The organism is Lacticaseibacillus daqingensis (genome assembly GCF_003946115.1).
Taxonomy (GTDB): Bacteria; Bacillota; Bacilli; order Lactobacillales; family Lactobacillaceae; genus Lacticaseibacillus; species Lacticaseibacillus daqingensis.
In genome coordinates this window covers 397,864-414,625 of sequence record NZ_RHOH01000002.1, presented here as the reverse complement: position 1 = coordinate 414,625, position 16,762 = coordinate 397,864, and the positions used below count along the sequence as shown (strand labels likewise).

The following is a 16,762-nucleotide window of genomic DNA, read 5'->3' as shown; positions in this document are numbered from 1 at the left end:
CTGTTTTTTTGAATTCAACTTAGGGTCAAAACCCGGTACAATGAAGCTAATCACATCGACTAAAAAGGAGCACACGATGCAACATCAACTCATGGCAACTATGGCGGCCGGGCTTGAAGCCCTCACCGCCCGTGAACTGCAACACCTCGGCTTCGACACGACCACCGAAAACGGGAAGGTCTACTTCCAGGGTGACGATACCGCCATTGCCACCGCCAACGTCTGGCTGCGCACCGCCGACCGCATCAAGATCGTTATCGGTCAGTTCAAGGCGACCACCTTCGACGAGCTGTTCGAAGGCGTGAAGGCCTTGCCGTGGGACCAATACCTGCCACTGGACGCCGCCTTTCCGGTTGCTGGTCGAAGCGTCCGCTCGACCCTGCACGCAGAGCCTGACGTGCAGGCCATCACGAAGAAGGCCATCGTCAACAAGCTGGCTGAGGTTTACCACCGCCGCGGTCGCCTGCCCGAAACCGGCCATACCTATCCGCTTGAAGTCTCCATTCTCAAGGACGTGGCGACGCTGACTATCGACACCACCGGCCCGTCTCTGTTCAAGCGTGGCTACCGGATCGCCAAAGGGGAAGCGCCGCTAAAGGAAAACTTCGCCGCCGCGCTGGTCATGCTGACCAACTGGCGCCCAGAACTGCCGTTTCTCGATCCGACCTGCGGCTCCGGCACCATTCCCATTGAGGCCGCACTGATCGGCCTGAACATCGCACCGGGCCTTCAGCGTCACTTCGCGTTTGAGGACTTTGCCTTTATCGATCAGGCAGTGCTTCAGCAGGTCAAAGACGCCGCGATGGACGCCGCTGACTTTGACCGCGAGCTGGACATCACCGGTTGTGATATCAATCAGGAGATGATCGAGGTGGCGCGCCTGAACGCCAAGCAGGCAGGACTTCTTCACAGCATTACCTTCAAGCAGGTGGCCGTCAAAGACAATCGGCCAACCGCACCGCGTGGTGTGATCGTGGCCAACCCGCCTTACGGCAAGCGCATGGGCGAGCTCGATGCGGCCCGTAAGCTGTACCGGGAAATGGGCCAGGTCTACAGCCAGCTTCCTGGTTGGAGCAAGTACATCCTGACCGCCGACCTCGGCTTCGAAAAATCATACGGCACCAAGGCCACGAAGCGCCGCAAGCTCTACAACGGGAATCTGCAAACCGACTTGTTCCAGTATTGGGGGAAGCGGGGGTAAGATTAAAATTCAATTAAAAAGGTTTGAGCCGGCGACTTTTCTAGTCGTTTTCACTTCGTTGTGAAAGCCGGTGACAAGCCTTTTTTACTTGCTTCGGCGTCACTTCGCGGTTCGCTAGGAATTATATTTCTCGCTTTCCAATCCGACTGGCTAGCGTCTCTACACACCAACAATTCTCGAAGTAGCTTACAATAACGTGGGCTCCATCAATCACAACAGTAATATTTTATATGCCACACCTGATAACGAGTCATCCTGTTAACCAAAAATTGACGATTGGCGTTATTTCGATTACTTTTACGTGAGATATCGATATCTTAGACCCGTCACGCATCACTAACTGTTTGTTTTAGCCACGATTCAAGTCAAGTTAGGAGTGGTCGAATTATGCGTAATCGCAGTCAACAACACGTGCGGAGCCTCGCCACGGATACCAGCGAAGTGGCTGAGCGAAGAAAGATGTATAAGCGTAAAAAGCAGTGGTTGGTGGCAGGCATTAGCGCCATTAGCTTCGCCTATGGGTTGTCAATACAATCTGCCGCTGTTCAGGCGGCGGAAGAGAGCGCGCCTGTGACCATCACAACGGATAACTCCAAGACAAGCCTCGACACAGGAGACACAGGGGCTGAGGAATCGGCTACTACTCTCGCGCCAATCGACAATTCGGATACTTTAGCCGATATTAGCAACGAGACAGTAAAACAACCATCAACGGCTCCCTCGGAAGTGGTCACCGTTGATGACACAACCTATAGCAACGAAAACAGCACTCCGATGGTTGATCCTGAAGGAGTTCATCAACCTAGCTCTGATGCGGTCGAGACACTGGATGATACACCGATAGATACCCTAGTGATACCGCAAAGCGCAACTGAGACCGATACCACCGCAGCGGTTATTGGTCCAATAACCGATAAATCTGACGAAGAAATCAAAGCCTTTGCTCGTGAGTATGCACATACTGCGCAACCAACACTCTCAATGAGTACTGATGACCAGTGGACACTCCAACCTATCGCTTGGGGGCCGGGTTCGACTACGCCAGTCGCAGCACGTGCCATTGCTGAGCAAGCGTATAAGGATTTCCCGATAGTACCCGACTATACGCTAACTGTTACAAATGTGCGCCTCGTAAACGGGGTATGGGAAACAACCACGAAATCGTCCGTAACGGTATATGTGCCTGCTGGTATTGTATCTAACAAAACTGGTTACACGCCTTTAAATGCTGTGAATGGCCTGCAGATTCAGCCCTTAGGTCGTTCAGCCACCGAGGGCAATAAGATAGTTAACTGGGTCGCTACAAATATCACCAGTGATTCGTTCAATCTTACGACACCCATGACAATAACTTATGCCCCCGAAGATTTTGGACCAACCGGACTAAGAATCACTTTTCAAACATCATTCGTTGACTCGACCGCGGTTAATGTCTGGTTTCCCTATACAATTTTAGGTGCAATACCTGCTTCGAAAACTTACCAACTTTCACCGATCGTTTCGAACATCGCCGATATTTCTGGGACCGGGACCGCAGCAGGTGACACGATCACTATCCAAACAACAGACGGCACCGTTTTAGGCACCACCGAAGTTGCTGATGATGGCACTTGGTCATTCGATCCCGCAGCTTTAGGAATTTCTGCCGCCACCAACTACACCATCATCGAATCCAACGACCTCGGCGACATTGCAGGGGGGTACAACGTTGAGCACAAAACGATCTCACGAACCATCAATTACGTGAATGCCACTGATCAGCCATCCCTCGGGCAACCGGTGATTCAAGAGATCGCACTCACCCGCACAGGATCGTTTAGTGTTGATGATCCAAGCGCGATCACTTGGAACGAGTGGTCAGCAGACGGCAATGAGACCGAATTTGAGGCACTTGCAAATCCCACTCAAGTAAACCTCATGACGATGGTCCCAACCGTCCCCAGCGCGAGCTTCGACCAAACCGCACCAGACGATCTGCCAGATGTCACCGTCTTTTACTATCCCACGACCTATACGATTCAACCGGATGCGCCGGTCAGTGAGGACGATCCTATTGACGCCTCACAACCTGAGGGGCCCAAAGCGCCCGCTGGCTTGAATCACGACGACCTGAATAAAGAGGTCACGTTGGACTACCGCTTTATCGATGCTGAAACTAACAATCCGGTCGTCAACGACGTCACCATGACGCCTGTCGAAGGGATCACCCGTACGTTGGCGTTCACGCGAACCGCACAGGTGACCTATGTTGATGGCACGCCCACGACGACATACAGTCCATGGACAGCCGTGACGACAGCCACCTTTGACGCTTTGACACCACCGGCGGTCAATGGTTACTTCCCTCACGTCACAGAAACCCCGACTAGAGCCGTTGCGCTTGAAGGTCAGACACTGACCAGCCCTGAGTCGGTTGTCATTAAATACTACCGTGATCAAATCACGGTTCTCCCGCTTGACCCTAAAAACGCAGGCGATGCTGTCGTCAGAGGCGATGTCGATAGCCCTCAGTATCCGACCGGGGTAGCAGCAGGCGATTTGAATCAATCGGTGACCCGCACCATCTTGTATGTGGATGCGACAGACAAAAACAAAGCAGTGGCGTCGCCAGAAACACTGACGCTGAACTTTAGCCGGAGCGCGACCATTACCTTCGATCCAATCACCAAACGCGGCACGCCATCGTATAACCCCTGGATGGCTGAAACGACCGACACGTTTGCCGCGGTGACGAACCCGGCGGTGGCTGGTATGTTTACGCTCGACACTGATGTCTCGGAAGCGACCGTGACCGCCGAGGACGAAGACTTGCCGCCAATCATCATCCGCTATTACAGCACCACGTACACGGTGACCCCAGACCAACCGTTGACTGAAGGGGAGCCGGTCATTCCGGGGGATGAAAACGGTCCTCAGGCGCCCGCTGGCTTAACGGCAAGCGATCTGAACCAAACAGTGAGTCGCACAATCACGTACGTAGACGGCACAGACCCAAGCAAATCAGTGGCATCGCCGCAGACCCAGACACTGGCCTTCAGCCGTAGCGCAACCATCACTTACGATCCCGTCACCAAGATCGGGACTGTGGTGTATGGGGAGTGGACCGCGGCCACAACCGATACGTTTGCCGCCGTAACAAACCCAGCGGTGACTGGGATGTTCACGCTTGACAACGATGTTCCCGAAGCGACGGTCGCCGCCGAGGATGAAGACCTGCCGCCAATCACCATCCGTTACTACAGCACCACGTTCACGGTGACGCCAGACCAGCCCTTGACCGAAAATGACCCGGTCATCTCGGGTGATGTCAACGGCCCGAAAGCCCCCGCCGGCTTAACGGCAGGTGACTTGAACCAAACAGTGAGTCGCACAATCGCTTATGTCGACGGGACAGACGCGAACAAAATCGTGGCGCCACCTAAGACCCAGACACTGGCCTTCACCCGTAGCGCAACCATCGTCTATGATCCAATCACCAAGGTCGGCACTGTGGTGTACGGGGATTGGACCGCGACCACAACCGATACGTTTGATGTGATTGCGAACCCGGCGGTGGCTGGCATGTTCACACTCGCCGAGGATGTCCCGGAAGCGACGGTGGCCGCGGAGGACGAAGACCTACCGCCAATCACCATCCGTTACTACAGCACCACGTACACGGTGACGCCAGACCAGCCGCTGACTGAAGGGGAGCCGGTCATTCCGGGGGATGAAAACGGCCCTCAGGCGCCCGCCGGCTTAACGGCAAGTGATTTGAACCAAACGGTGAGTCGCACAATTGCGTATGTCGACGGCACAGACCCAAGCAAATCAGTGGCATCACCGCAGACTCAGACGCTAGCCTTCACCCGCAGTGCAACCATCACCTATGATCCGGTCACCAAGATTGGGACCGTGGTACACGGGGATTGGACCGCGACCACGACCGACACGTTCACCGCCGTGACAAACCCGACGGTGGCGGATATGTTTACGCGCGACAATGATGTCCCGGAAGCGACGGTTGCCGCCGAGGACGAAGACCTACCACCAATCACTATTCGATACTACAGCACCACGTACACGGTGACCCCAGACCAACCGCTGACGGAAGGGGATCCGGTCATCCCGGGTGATGAAAACAGCCCTCAGGCGCCCGCCGGCTTAACGGCAAGCGACTTGAACCAAACGGTGAGTCGCACAATTGCGTATGTCGACGGCACAGACCCAAGCAAATCAGTGGCATCGCCGCAGACCCAGACGCTAGCTTTCACCCGCAGTGCAACCATCACCTACGATCCGGTCACCAAGGCCGGAACGGTCGTGTATGGGAATTGGACCGCGACCACAACCGATACGTTTGCCACCGTGACAAACCCGAAGGTGGCTGATATGTTCACGCGCGACAACGATGTTCCCGAAGCGACGGTAGCCGCCGAGGATGAAGACCTGCCACCAATCACCGTCCACTACTACAGCACCACGTACACGGTGACGCCAGACCAGCCATTAACCGAAAATGACCCGGTCATCCCGGGTGATGTCAACGGCCCGAAAGCCCCAGCCGGCTTAACGGCCGATGACCTGAATCAAACCGTCACGCGCACCATCAATTATGTGGATGCCGCAGACCCAGCAATCACGGTTGCCACAGCGCACACTGAGACGCTAACCTTCACCCGTCAAGCAATCATTACCTATGACGCAGCGGGTAACGGCACCGTTCAGTACGCCGAATGGCAACCCACCACAAGTGATACATTTACCGCGGTTGCGAATCCGCCGATTGAGAACAAGTTCGCGCTTAACTCTGAAGTTGTGGCAGTGTCAGTCACCGCGACAGCTGCGGATCTTGACGAAGTCGTGAAGTATTACGCGACCACCTACGAAATCACGCCAGAGGCCCCGGTCGCCCCAGGCACCTCGGTGATCGACGGTGACGAAGACGGTCCTAAGGCACCTGCTGGCTTGTTGGCGGATGACTTGAATCAAACCGTGACGCGCACAATTGCCTATGTGGCCGCGGCCGATGCCACCCAAGCTGTCGCTGCAGCCAAAAGCGAGGCGTTACACTTCAGCCGCAAGGCAACACTCACCTATGATCCAGTCACCAAGGCTGGCACCGTGGTGTATGGGGATTGGGTGGCAGAAACAACCGACACGTTTGCAACCGTGGTGAACCCCGTTGTCCCTGACATGTTCACCCTTGCCCCCGATGTTCCGGCGACAAGCGTGAGCGCTGAGGCAAGCGATATCCCATCGATCATTCACTATTACAGCACCACGTACACGGTGACACCGGATCAGCCGCTGACAGAGGGCGATTCGATCATACCAGGCGACGAGGACGGGCCCAAAGCGCCCGCCGGCTTATTGGCAGATGACTTGAACCAAACGGTGACCCGAACGATCAGTTACGTTGACGCGACTGATCCAACTAAAGCCGTCGCAGCAACGCAAACACAGACACTGCGGTTCAGCCGCAGCGCGACAATTTCTTACGATGCCGCTGGGGTGGGGACGGTTCGCTATAGCGACTGGGCACCTGAGACGACCGCGATCTTCGCGGCTATCCCACATCCGGCAGTTTCCGCGATGTTCACGCTTGATCCACCCGTGAACGCGGTCACTGTGGCCGAAGATACCGCCGATCTGACGGTCATCGTGCACTACTACGGCACCACGTACACCATCACGCCAGACAAGCCCGTTGAAGGCGGCACACCAATCCTCACAGGCGACACGAACAGCCCCAAAGCACCAGATGGGCTGACGGCAACAGATTTGAACCAAACCGTGACGCGCACCATCACTTACGTTGATGCCGCGGACTCAACAGTGACCGTCGCGCCGCCGCACACGGAGACGTTGACTTTCACCCGCGCCGCAACGGTCACTTACGACGCAACCGGAACAGGGCGCGTTCAGTACGGCGACTGGCAGCCGCAAACCACTGCAACCTTTGCGACGGTGACGACGCCGATTATTGCGGACAAGTTTGCCCTTGAAGCCGCCACAGCCGAAGCGACAGTCACGGCCACAGACGAAGATCTCACCACGATCGTGAAGTACTACGCCACCACCTATGCGGTCACCCCGGATCAACCATTCACTCCGGGTCAACCGCTGATTCCAGATGACCCAGAAGGCCCTAAGGCGCCCTCAGGGGTGACCACCGTAGATTTGAATCAAAGCGTCACCCGCACGATTCAATACGTTGACGCCGACAACCCCAGCCAGGCCGTCGCGGCGCCGGTCGTCGAAACACGGCGATTCACGCGTCAGGCCACGATCGCGTTCAACGCCGCCGGCCAAGCCGTTGTGACGTATGGCGACTGGGTTGCCAGCACCACCAACACTTTTGATGCGGTTACCCACCCAACCGTACCCGCGCGGTTCACACTCGCACCGGCAGTTGCAGCAACAACGATTGAAGCCGAGTCGCCAGATCTGACGATTGTGGTTCACTACTACCCAAGCCGTATCACGGTGAGTCCCGATGCCCCTCAGGACGCTGGCACCAGCGTGAATCCGGCCGATCCAGACAGCCCACGCTACCCGGCAGGCGTGGATACCGCTACACTGATTCGCGTCATCACGCGAACGATTGCCTATCTGGAGGCCGCGACCGGTCGCGCGCTACGGCCAACCACGACCCAAACCATTACGTTCACCCGGAGCGCCACCATCGACTATCCAGCCAGCGGTGAACCAGTCGTCACGTATAGTCCGTGGGCGGCCGTCACGCCAACGTTTGACGCTGTGCCGGCACCTGCAATTGATGGGTTTATCGCGACAAGCCCAGGCATTCCGAGTCAAACCATCGACGCCGAAGCCGCGGATCAGGTGGCGACGCTGACTTACGCAGCCACACCAGCAGGTGACCCCGAGGTCAAGCAACCGACCTCACCGGCCAACGACCAGTCAACCTCAGACAAACCGACCACTCAGCGGGCTTTGCCGCAAACCGGCGAGCGTAGCACCGTCGGGATCGTTGGCCTGGGCTGGCTCCTTCTCCTCAGTTCACTCAGCCTATTCGGCCTCGTGGGGCGGCGGCGAAAGAAACAGTAGTCTCACACGCTCACCCCACAATGGCAGCACGAAGCCGGTGTCAAGGCGCACCGGCTTTTACTGTGCTCAATAATCGTTTCAGGTGACGGCGATGAGAAAACGATTGACAATAATTAATAAATCAATTAGAGTAAATCTTTGATAGAGGTTGCGACCAACAAGAGTAACGATGTCGAGTAGCTCACACTACCATGACGCATTGCGAACGGGGCGGTCGCCGAAATTCTCCACCACAGGTGTTGCGCGAGGGGAGTTGGGCCAGGCGTGAATAGCGACTGGACTGTCGTCAATAGACGGGGCGCTATTCAAGCATTGATCCGATTGGGACCATTTTGTTTGGCTGTCGTCAAACAAAATGGCCCCATTTTTTTATCAATCGAATCACCCCCACCATTTAGGAGGAGATTTTTCATGACCATTACCACGAACACCCAAGGGCACTTGACCATTGGCGGCGCCGACGCCTTGGCGCTTGCCCAGGAATTCCAAACACCGCTTTACGTGTACGACGTTGGCCAGATCCGCACACAGATCCGCCGTTTCAAGCAAGTTTTCGAGGCTGAACACGTCGCCTATGCCGTGAGCTACGCCAGCAAGGCTTTTGCCACGGTCGCCATGTACCAAGTGGCAGCTCAAGAAGGTGCCCATATCGACGTGGTGTCTGGCGGCGAACTTTACACGGCCGTTCAGGCCCACTTTCCGATGGCAGACGTCGCGTTTCACGGCAACAACAAATCGCAAGCGGAACTCGAAATGGCGCTGACGCATCACGTTGGGACCATTATCGTGGACAATTTTGACGAAATCAGCTTGTTGCAATCCCTGCTGGCCGCCACCCCGACCCAGCGTCAAGATGTGATTCTGCGGGTCGCGCCAGGCATCAGCGCGCACACCCACGCCTACGATCAAACCGGGCAGGTCGACAGCAAGTTCGGCTTCGACCTCGCGTCCGGGCAGGCGATGGCGGCAGCCAAAGCCATCTTGGCCGCGCCGCAGTTAAACCTGTTGGGGATTCACGCGCACATCGGGAGCCAGATCTTTGAAGTGGCTGGGTTCGTGGGTGCGACCCAAAAACTCCTGGAAACCCTGTGCGATTGGCACGAGACCCTTGGCTTCACGCCACAGGTGCTCAATGTCGGCGGTGGTTTTGGGATTCGTTACACCGACGCCGATGATCCCCTGCCAGCCGCAGAATTCGTCCGGGCCATCATTCAAACGGCCAAAGCCGCAGAGCTACCATTCGCGTTGCCGGCGATCTGGATCGAGCCCGGCCGCTCGATCGTCGGTGAGGCCGGCCATCAGCTGTATGCCGTGGGGAGCCGTAAAGCGGTGCCCGGTCTGCGCCCTTACGTGGCTGTTGATGGCGGGATGGGGGACAACATCCGCCCGGCGCTGTATCAAGCGCCGTATGAGGCGGTCAAGGCCGCCACACCCCTGGCCCCGGCGACCGAAACCGTGCACCTCGTGGGGAAGTACTGTGAATCCGGCGACATCCTCATCGATGCGGCCCCGTTACCGGCGACTGCGCCAGGGGATGTGATTGCCGTGCTTGCCACGGGCGCGTACGGCTACACGATGGCCTCCAACTACAACCGGAACCCGCGGCCGGCGGTTGTCTTTGTCGAAAATGGGCAGGCGAAACTCGTGGTGCGCCGCGAATCCTACGCTGATTTGACGCAAAACGACTTGCGTTACAGTGAGGACTAGGCCCATGAAAAATCTTTGGCAACATTACCAAGAAACGTTTCTGCTCCTCGGTGGGGTGGTGATCGGTGGCATTATCGGCGCAGTGGTGGGCCCCAAAGCCACCATTTTGCAACCGTTCGGCGAGTTGTTCCTGAACCTGATGTACATGATTTTGATTCCGCTGATCTTCTTTTCCATCACCAGCGCGGTTGGCGCAATGGGGAACAAGGCCCGGCTCGGTAAAATTCTGAGCGCCACCGTCTTGGTGTTCCTAGGCACCGCCGCGATCGCGACACTGATCGGCTACTGCGGCGTGCGCCTGTTTCCGCTCATTCAGCCCGGTGATGTGGCCGCCCTCAAGGCGACTATGGGCCACGTTCAGGCCGAACAATCCAACATCCCCATACTCCAGCGCTTAGTGGAGCTGTTCACTGTTGACGACTTCACCAAACTCCTGTCGAAGTCCAACATGATGGCCATGATCGTCTTTTCGCTTTTCGTTGGCATTGCCACCTCTGCCAGTGGGGCGCGCGGTGAAGCATTCCGCCAGTTCCTGCAATCCGGGAACGCGGTGGTGCTTAAGGTGGTTCATTACATCATGAAGTATGCGCCGATCGGGTTAGCCTGCTACTTCGCCAGCGTTGTTGGCAGCCTTGGAAGTCAAATCGTTGGCGGCTACTTGCGCGCCTTTGTGCTTTACCTCGCCCTAGCTGCGATTTACTTCTTCATCGTTCTGACCGCCTATGCCGCGATCGCGGGTGGTCGCGGTGGGGTACGCAACTACTGGCGGCATGTCAGCGTCCCGGCGATCACGGCGATCGCCACCAGCTCTTCGGCCGCGTCAATTCCTGCTAACCTGACTGCCGCCAAGGCAATGGGGCTCCCGGATGACATCGTGGACACGGTCATTCCGCTAGGGGCGAATATTCACAAAGACGGGTCGGCCATTGGCGGGGTCTTCAAGGTGGCCTTTTTATTCCTCTTATTTGGCCGCGACATCACCAGCCCCATGAACATGCTGCTGATCATCGCAGGCGGCTTCTTCGTTGGTGCCGTGATGGGGGCCGTGCCAGTGGGTGGCATGATCGCCGAAACTTTGATCGTGACCATGTTTGGTTTCCCCACCAACGCAATTCCGCTAATTTTGGTCATCTCGACGATTATCGATGTCCCTGCCACGCTGCTCAACTCAACGGGGAACCTCGCAAGTTCGATGGTTGTCGCCCGCCTCGTTGAAGGCCGGCAGGCCCAACAAGGGCCGAGCGGTCAGGGGAATGCCACCCCCGACAACCCCTCTGCCCATTAATCAATACCAACCTTAGTCATTCGCATTGGTGTCGCCAGTCACAAGTCGTGATTGGCGACTTTTTTGCTGGTGTGCATCTCCCGACAGGTTGTCGCGCCAACCACTAGTCGTGGCTGACCCAGACGCAAGGGTTGGGTTCGCACCCTGCTTTGGCCTACAATAGAAAGTGGAGGTGATTTCTTGAATATCTTGACGCGCTTTGGCCTACCTGACGGCATCGATGCCCAGCTGGCCGAACACCCGCAACTGCACTTCATCACGAAGTCTGACTATACCGCCAGCATGGCGCCGACGATCGACGTCATTCTCGGCTGGGATGACACCGCCGCCGCAATCCTTGCCGGGCCCAACCGAGTGCGCTTCATCCAAACCGTCTCAGCCGGCGTCGATTACTTACCGCTCGCCCAGTTGGCGGCACAAGGGACGATCCTCGCCAACACCAGCGGCATTCACGCTGTGCCCATCGCACAATCGACACTTGCGGCCACGCTGGCCTTTGCCCGCGGCCTGTTCCCGATCGCCAAGACCTGGGACAATGCCGACCGGCGCGCCCGTCAATTCACGCTGACAGGGGAAACAGCAATCGTTTACGGGACGGGCCACGTTGGCCAGGCCATCGCCCAGGCTTTGGCGACACAAGGCATGCGCGTGGTTGGCGTCAGCCGCCGCGGGGTCGCGGTCGCACCGTTCGCTGCAGTGTACACGACGCCGCAAGCGGGCGGGGAAGTGGCGCAGGCCCGGGTGCTGGTCAACATTATGCCCCTGACGGCGCAGACCACCCATTACTTCGACCACGACTTCTTTTCACAGCCCATGGCCCAACCGCTATTCATCAACGTGGGCCGGGGGCCGTCCGTGGCAACGGATGAGCTACTGGCCGCACTAGCTGACGGGCGCGTGAGCGGGGCCGCATTGGATGTCTTTGAACAGGAACCACTGCCTGATGATTCCGCCTTGTGGCAACAGCCCAACGTCCTGATCACCCCGCACATTTCCGGCACCGTGCCCCATTTGCGGCAGGCCGTCTTTGAAATTTTTTGGCCTAACCTGCTCAGCCTTGAAGCGACAGGGACAATTCTTAAGAATCAGGTGGACCTAGCGGCAGGCTACTGATTTTTGACGCCGCGTCCGTTATACTGAGGGTGTAATCGGTTTCAGCAAACAAAAGGAGGTACTGCTCATGGCGCAACGCACCACTGAGATCATTGGCTTACTGGAGGATGCTTTACTCACGAAACGCGAGGTGCTGATCCACACGATTGACCGCAAACGGTTGCATGGCACGGTCGATGCGATCGTCCCCGGGACGGTCAAACCGTATCAGGAACGTAGCACGGTCATGATTAACACGAAGAAGGGGCCAAAGCGCATCCAAGAGTACGCGATTGCCAAGATTGCCTGGGCCTGACTCCCAACTAACACCGCACACCGAACCGGGCCAAGGCCCGGTTTTTTTGGGCGCTAGCGCGCCGCCACTTGTCGCATCTGGGCACGCATGCGATACTTGCAGAACTGGGGGTGCAAACCGTCAGAGGTTGCGCTACAATGATAGTCATATTAAAGTCCGGTGAGAGTCGCCGGCGAAAGGGGAAACACATGGCAGAAACAACACCACGTTATCAAGATGATCTATACGACGCCGTTAACGGCGAATGGGAAAAAACCGCGGTGATCGCGCCAGACAAGTCCCGCACTGGGGGATTCTCCGACCTTGCCGATGATGTTGAAGACAAGCTGATGGCCGACTTTGCCGCCGTTGCGGCGGGGACAAAGCCCGCACCGGACGCGTATTTCGAAGAAGCCACCAAGCTGTACAAGCGCGCAGCTGACTTCACCGCTCGCGATGCGGCTGGCATCCAGCCGGCGCTGGAGCGGTTAGCACCGCTGGCCGCAGTCAGCGACCTGGTAGCGTTCAATGCGCAGGCCGCGGATTTGGCCACCGCCTTGTTCCCGTTCCCGTTCCGGGGGAGCGTTGATCCCGACATGAAGGATACTAGCGTGAACAAGTACTCGCTGACCGGCCCAAGCACCATTTTGCCCGACACGACCTACTACGCAGCAGACAACGAGCAGGGCCAGCACCTGCTTGCGATCTGGACAGACATGGCAAAGCAGGTCCTGGCCCAAACCGACCTCAGCGCCGCCGACCAGGCCGCGTACTTAGCTGATACGTTAGCGTTTGATGCCGAGATCGCCAAGCATGTCAAAAGTTCCGAAGAGTGGGCCGACTATCCGAAAGCGTATAACCCGCAATCGTTCGATGAAGTGGCGGCTCAGCTGGGGGACTTCGACTTCGCTGGCTTCACGGCAGCCACGCTACCCGCCAAGCCGGAGACGGTCATCGTGGGTGACCCACGCTTCTTGAAGGAATTCACGACGCTGTTCAACGCTGAGACTTTCCCTGCATACAAGCACTGGGCCTACGTTCTGGAGCTCCTGGATTCAACGAGTTACCTCAGCGAATCCCTGCGGCAACTTGGGGGCACGTACAGCCGCGCGCTGTCCGGCAGCCCTGAAGCGCCAAGCCAGCCCAAGCACGCCTATCGGTTGGCCAACAGCTTCTACGCGGAGCCGGTCGGGATCTACTACGGCAAGACCTACTTCGGTGAAACCGCCAAAGCCGATGTGACCGCCTTGGTGGAAAAAATGATCGCCACCTACAAGCGCCGACTGGCCAACTCGGACTGGCTGTCGCAGCCAACCAAGGACAAGGCCATCATCAAGTTGGACAAGATGGTGCTGAAGATGGGCTACCCAGACCAGGCGCATGCTATCTTCGCGCAACTGAAGGTGCCTGCTGAGGCGGACCTGTTGACCACCGTCATCACACTGGCCCAGATTCGCCACGCCGACAACCTCGTCAAGCTGACCAAACCGGTCGACCGCACGGAATGGGCGATGCCAGGCCACCTGGTCAACGCGTGCTACGACCCATCGCGTAACGACATCACCTTCCCAGCGGCCATCCTGCAGGCGCCATTTTACGCGCTGGATCAAACCGCAAGTCAGAACCTTGGTGGGATCGGCGCGGTCATCGCGCACGAAATTTCGCACGGGTTTGACAACAATGGGGCGCAGTTCGATGAGTTCGGCAACATGAACAACTGGTGGCAAGATGCCGACTACGCACACTTCAAGGAATTGACTCAGGCCATGATCGATCAGTTCGATGGGCGTGAAACCGAAGCCGGGAAGGCCAACGGCAAGCTGATCGTATCCGAAAACATCGCGGATGCCGGCGGCCTGGCCGCGGCGCTGGAAACCGCCAAGGCACTGCCGGATTACGATGGTCACGAGTTCTTCATCAACTGGAGCCGCATCTGGCGGCAAAAGGCGCGCCTTGAGCTCCAGAAGATGTTCCTCGCTGTTGACGTTCACGCGCCCGCAAAACTTCGGGCCAACGTCCAGCCACAAAACCTGGCGGACTGGTACACGACGTTTGATGTTCAACCAGGCGATGGGATGTACCTGGCCCCGGATCAGCGCATTACGATCTGGTAACACAAAAAAATGCCGCAACGACGAATGTTGTCGTTGCGGCATTTTTTTGGTTTAGCCGGCCAACTGCTTCAAGACCTCCGGGCGGAATCCGGAAAAAGCGGGTAGGCCATTCGCTTCAAGCACTGGCACGGCTTGGAAGCCTTGATCCTTCAAGTAGCTGATATATTCAGGTTCTTCATTGATGTTGTGTTCGGTGAACGCAATGTTGTGTGTCTTCAGGTAGTTCTTGGTCATCCGGCACTGTGGGCAACCATTCTTGGTGAAAAGCGTTACGTTGGACATGGTCATCACTCCCGTTATCTAGTAAGGCCATAATACTATTGGTTGTGGTTGCCGTCAACTTAAAAATACTACATCTTGCGGGTGGCTGAGCTCACCCCCAGATGTGGGGGGCGTGTCACCACCTGCGTCTTACCACTAGTATAGCCGGTTCACCTGACAAACACAACTCGCCCAGCGCGGCTGGCTGGCGCGGTCGTACCTACAAGATCGGCGACAGCAAGCGCGAGCCGTACTGCTTGAAGTGTAGCCACCAGCCTTGCTGGGCGACCTCGGTGGGCGTCAGCAGGCGACTGTGGGTCAGATCCGCTTCAAAGATAGCGGTCAATTCACGGGCAACCGTGCGGTCATAGATAAAGGCGTTGACTTCAAAGTTCAGCTTAAAGCTGCGGATGTCCAGATTGGCGCTCCCAACGCTTGCGATTTTTTGGTCCACCACCATGGTCTTGGCGTGCAGGAACCCGTTTTCGTAGTGGTAAATCTTCACCCCGTAGCGCATGAGCAGGGCCGCATAGTACTGCGTCGCCCGAAAAATAAAGGGGTGGTCGGGCATGTCCGGGATCATCACGCGCACATCAATGCCTGCCAAGGCGGCCGTGATCAACGCGTCAATCATCGTGTCATCGGGAATCAGGTAAGGGGTCTGTAGCCAAACCGATCGTGTGGCGCCGGTGATCATCTTGACGTATCCGTACTTGATCTGCTGCGCGCCGGTTTCGGGTCCGCTGGCAACGATCTGGATGGGGGTGGCCCCCGGGTGTGCCGACTTAATGCGGCTCAATGGGACGTTGGACAGGCTGTAAGGTTCCTCGCGAGCAGTCGGGACGGTGGCGTTCCAGTCCATCAAAAACTGCACCTTGAGGGCTAACACCGTGTTGCCGATGATGCGGAGGTGCGTGTCTCGCCAGTACCCAAACTTCGGCTTGCGCGAGACGTACTGATCGCCCACGTTGAAGCCACCGATGTAGCCGATTTGGTCATCGATCACCACGATTTTGCGGTGCAAGCGGTAGTTGAGGCGAAAATCTAAGAACAGGTAACGCGAGGAAAAATAGGTCTCAACTTCGCCGCCCGCAGCGACGAGCGGGGCCCACCACTTGGCCGTCGCACCTTGGCTCCCCCAGGCGTCGTAAAGCACCTTGACAGTGACGCCTTGCTTGGCTTTTTGGATCAGGCGTGCTTGCAGCGCGTTGCCCAGGGCATCATTGTAAATCGTGTAATACTCCACATAGATGTGGTCCGTTGCGGCGTCAATGTCCGCAAACAGCGCGGCAAATTTTTCATCGCCGTCGGTCAGAATGTGCACCTCGTTATCGCCGAGCACGGGTGCGCCATCCGTGTTCAAAAACAGGTTGATGAGCTCCTTGGCGGCCGGCGATAGGACCCGCTTAGGGAGCAGCTGATTCTTGGCCAATTCACGCTTTTGCAGCTGCACGAAGGCATCGATCCCTTTGCGGTACTCTGCCTGGATCGTTTGCATCTTGCGCGCGGACAGCCCGCGACCGGCAAACAAGTAAATGCCGAACCCGAGAACAGGGAGAAACAGCAGAACCAGCAACCACGCCCAGGTGGTTGAAATGTCCCGGACGTCACGCAACACGGTGAAGATGGCACCCAGTGTGTTGAGCACCAGTACGGCGATAATGAGCCAGGCAATGAGGGTCATGCGGCGCCTCCTTTGTGAAGTGAAATTTTAGATTAGGGGTTTACTTACAAATAGTTAGCTGATACACTGTTAC

At 57.0% G+C, this 16,762-nt stretch carries 9 protein-coding genes, 1 pseudogene and 1 riboswitch; of the genes and pseudogenes, 8 read left to right on the top strand and 2 right to left on the bottom strand.

Annotated features, from left to right (window positions below; genetic code table 11):
* Positions 1 to 76: 76 nt before the first annotated feature.
* The 8 genes and pseudogenes from EKM88_RS04105 (at position 77) to EKM88_RS04075 (ending at position 14,744) form a co-directional block, all read left to right on the top strand.
* Entirely contained in the window at positions 77 to 1,201 is a 1,125-nt protein-coding gene (locus EKM88_RS04105) for a THUMP domain-containing class I SAM-dependent RNA methyltransferase (RefSeq protein WP_125703403.1), read from the top strand.
* A 387-nt stretch (positions 1,202 to 1,588) separates the two neighbouring features.
* Positions 1,589 to 1,747: pseudogene (locus EKM88_RS13665) on the top strand (KxYKxGKxW signal peptide domain-containing protein); the annotation flags it as partial.
* A gap of 795 nt (positions 1,748 to 2,542) precedes the next feature.
* A complete protein-coding gene (locus tag EKM88_RS04100) occupies positions 2,543 to 8,251 on the top strand; it encodes a mucin-binding protein (protein ID WP_225418433.1) in 5,709 nt (1,902 codons plus the stop codon).
* Between the two features lie 134 nt (positions 8,252 to 8,385).
* Positions 8,386 to 8,563, top strand: a riboswitch (Lysine riboswitch).
* Between the two features lie 99 nt (positions 8,564 to 8,662).
* The gene (gene lysA / locus EKM88_RS04095) at positions 8,663 to 9,958 is read left to right on the top strand and encodes a diaminopimelate decarboxylase (protein WP_125703401.1); all 1,296 of its coding nucleotides are present in this window, start codon (positions 8,663 to 8,665) and stop codon (positions 9,956 to 9,958) included.
* Positions 9,959 to 9,962: 4 nt separating this feature from the next.
* Complete coding sequence (locus EKM88_RS04090; RefSeq protein WP_125703399.1) at positions 9,963 to 11,243, top strand: dicarboxylate/amino acid:cation symporter; 1,281 nt, start codon at positions 9,963 to 9,965, stop codon at positions 11,241 to 11,243.
* Positions 11,244 to 11,423: 180 nt separating this feature from the next.
* Positions 11,424 to 12,356, top strand: coding sequence for an NAD(P)-dependent oxidoreductase (locus EKM88_RS04085; protein WP_125703396.1), 933 nt, complete (start codon positions 11,424 to 11,426; stop codon positions 12,354 to 12,356).
* Between the two features lie 67 nt (positions 12,357 to 12,423).
* Entirely contained in the window at positions 12,424 to 12,651 is a 228-nt protein-coding gene (locus EKM88_RS04080) for a hypothetical protein (protein ID WP_125703394.1), read from the top strand.
* Between the two features lie 188 nt (positions 12,652 to 12,839).
* Positions 12,840 to 14,744, top strand: a complete 1,905-nt coding sequence (locus EKM88_RS04075) for a M13-type metalloendopeptidase (RefSeq protein ID WP_125703392.1) — start codon at positions 12,840 to 12,842, stop codon at positions 14,742 to 14,744.
* Positions 14,745 to 14,795: 51 nt separating this feature from the next.
* Here the strand turns inward: EKM88_RS04075 and nrdH are convergent, their stop codons facing one another.
* Positions 14,796 to 15,026 (bottom strand): glutaredoxin-like protein NrdH, encoded by a 231-nt coding sequence (gene nrdH / locus EKM88_RS04070; protein ID WP_125703390.1) that lies wholly within the window; start codon positions 15,024 to 15,026, stop codon positions 14,796 to 14,798.
* A 199-nt stretch (positions 15,027 to 15,225) separates the two neighbouring features.
* Positions 15,226 to 16,689, bottom strand: coding sequence for a cardiolipin synthase (gene cls, locus EKM88_RS04065; RefSeq protein ID WP_125703389.1), 1,464 nt, complete (start codon positions 16,687 to 16,689; stop codon positions 15,226 to 15,228).
* Positions 16,690 to 16,762 lie beyond the last annotated feature (73 nt).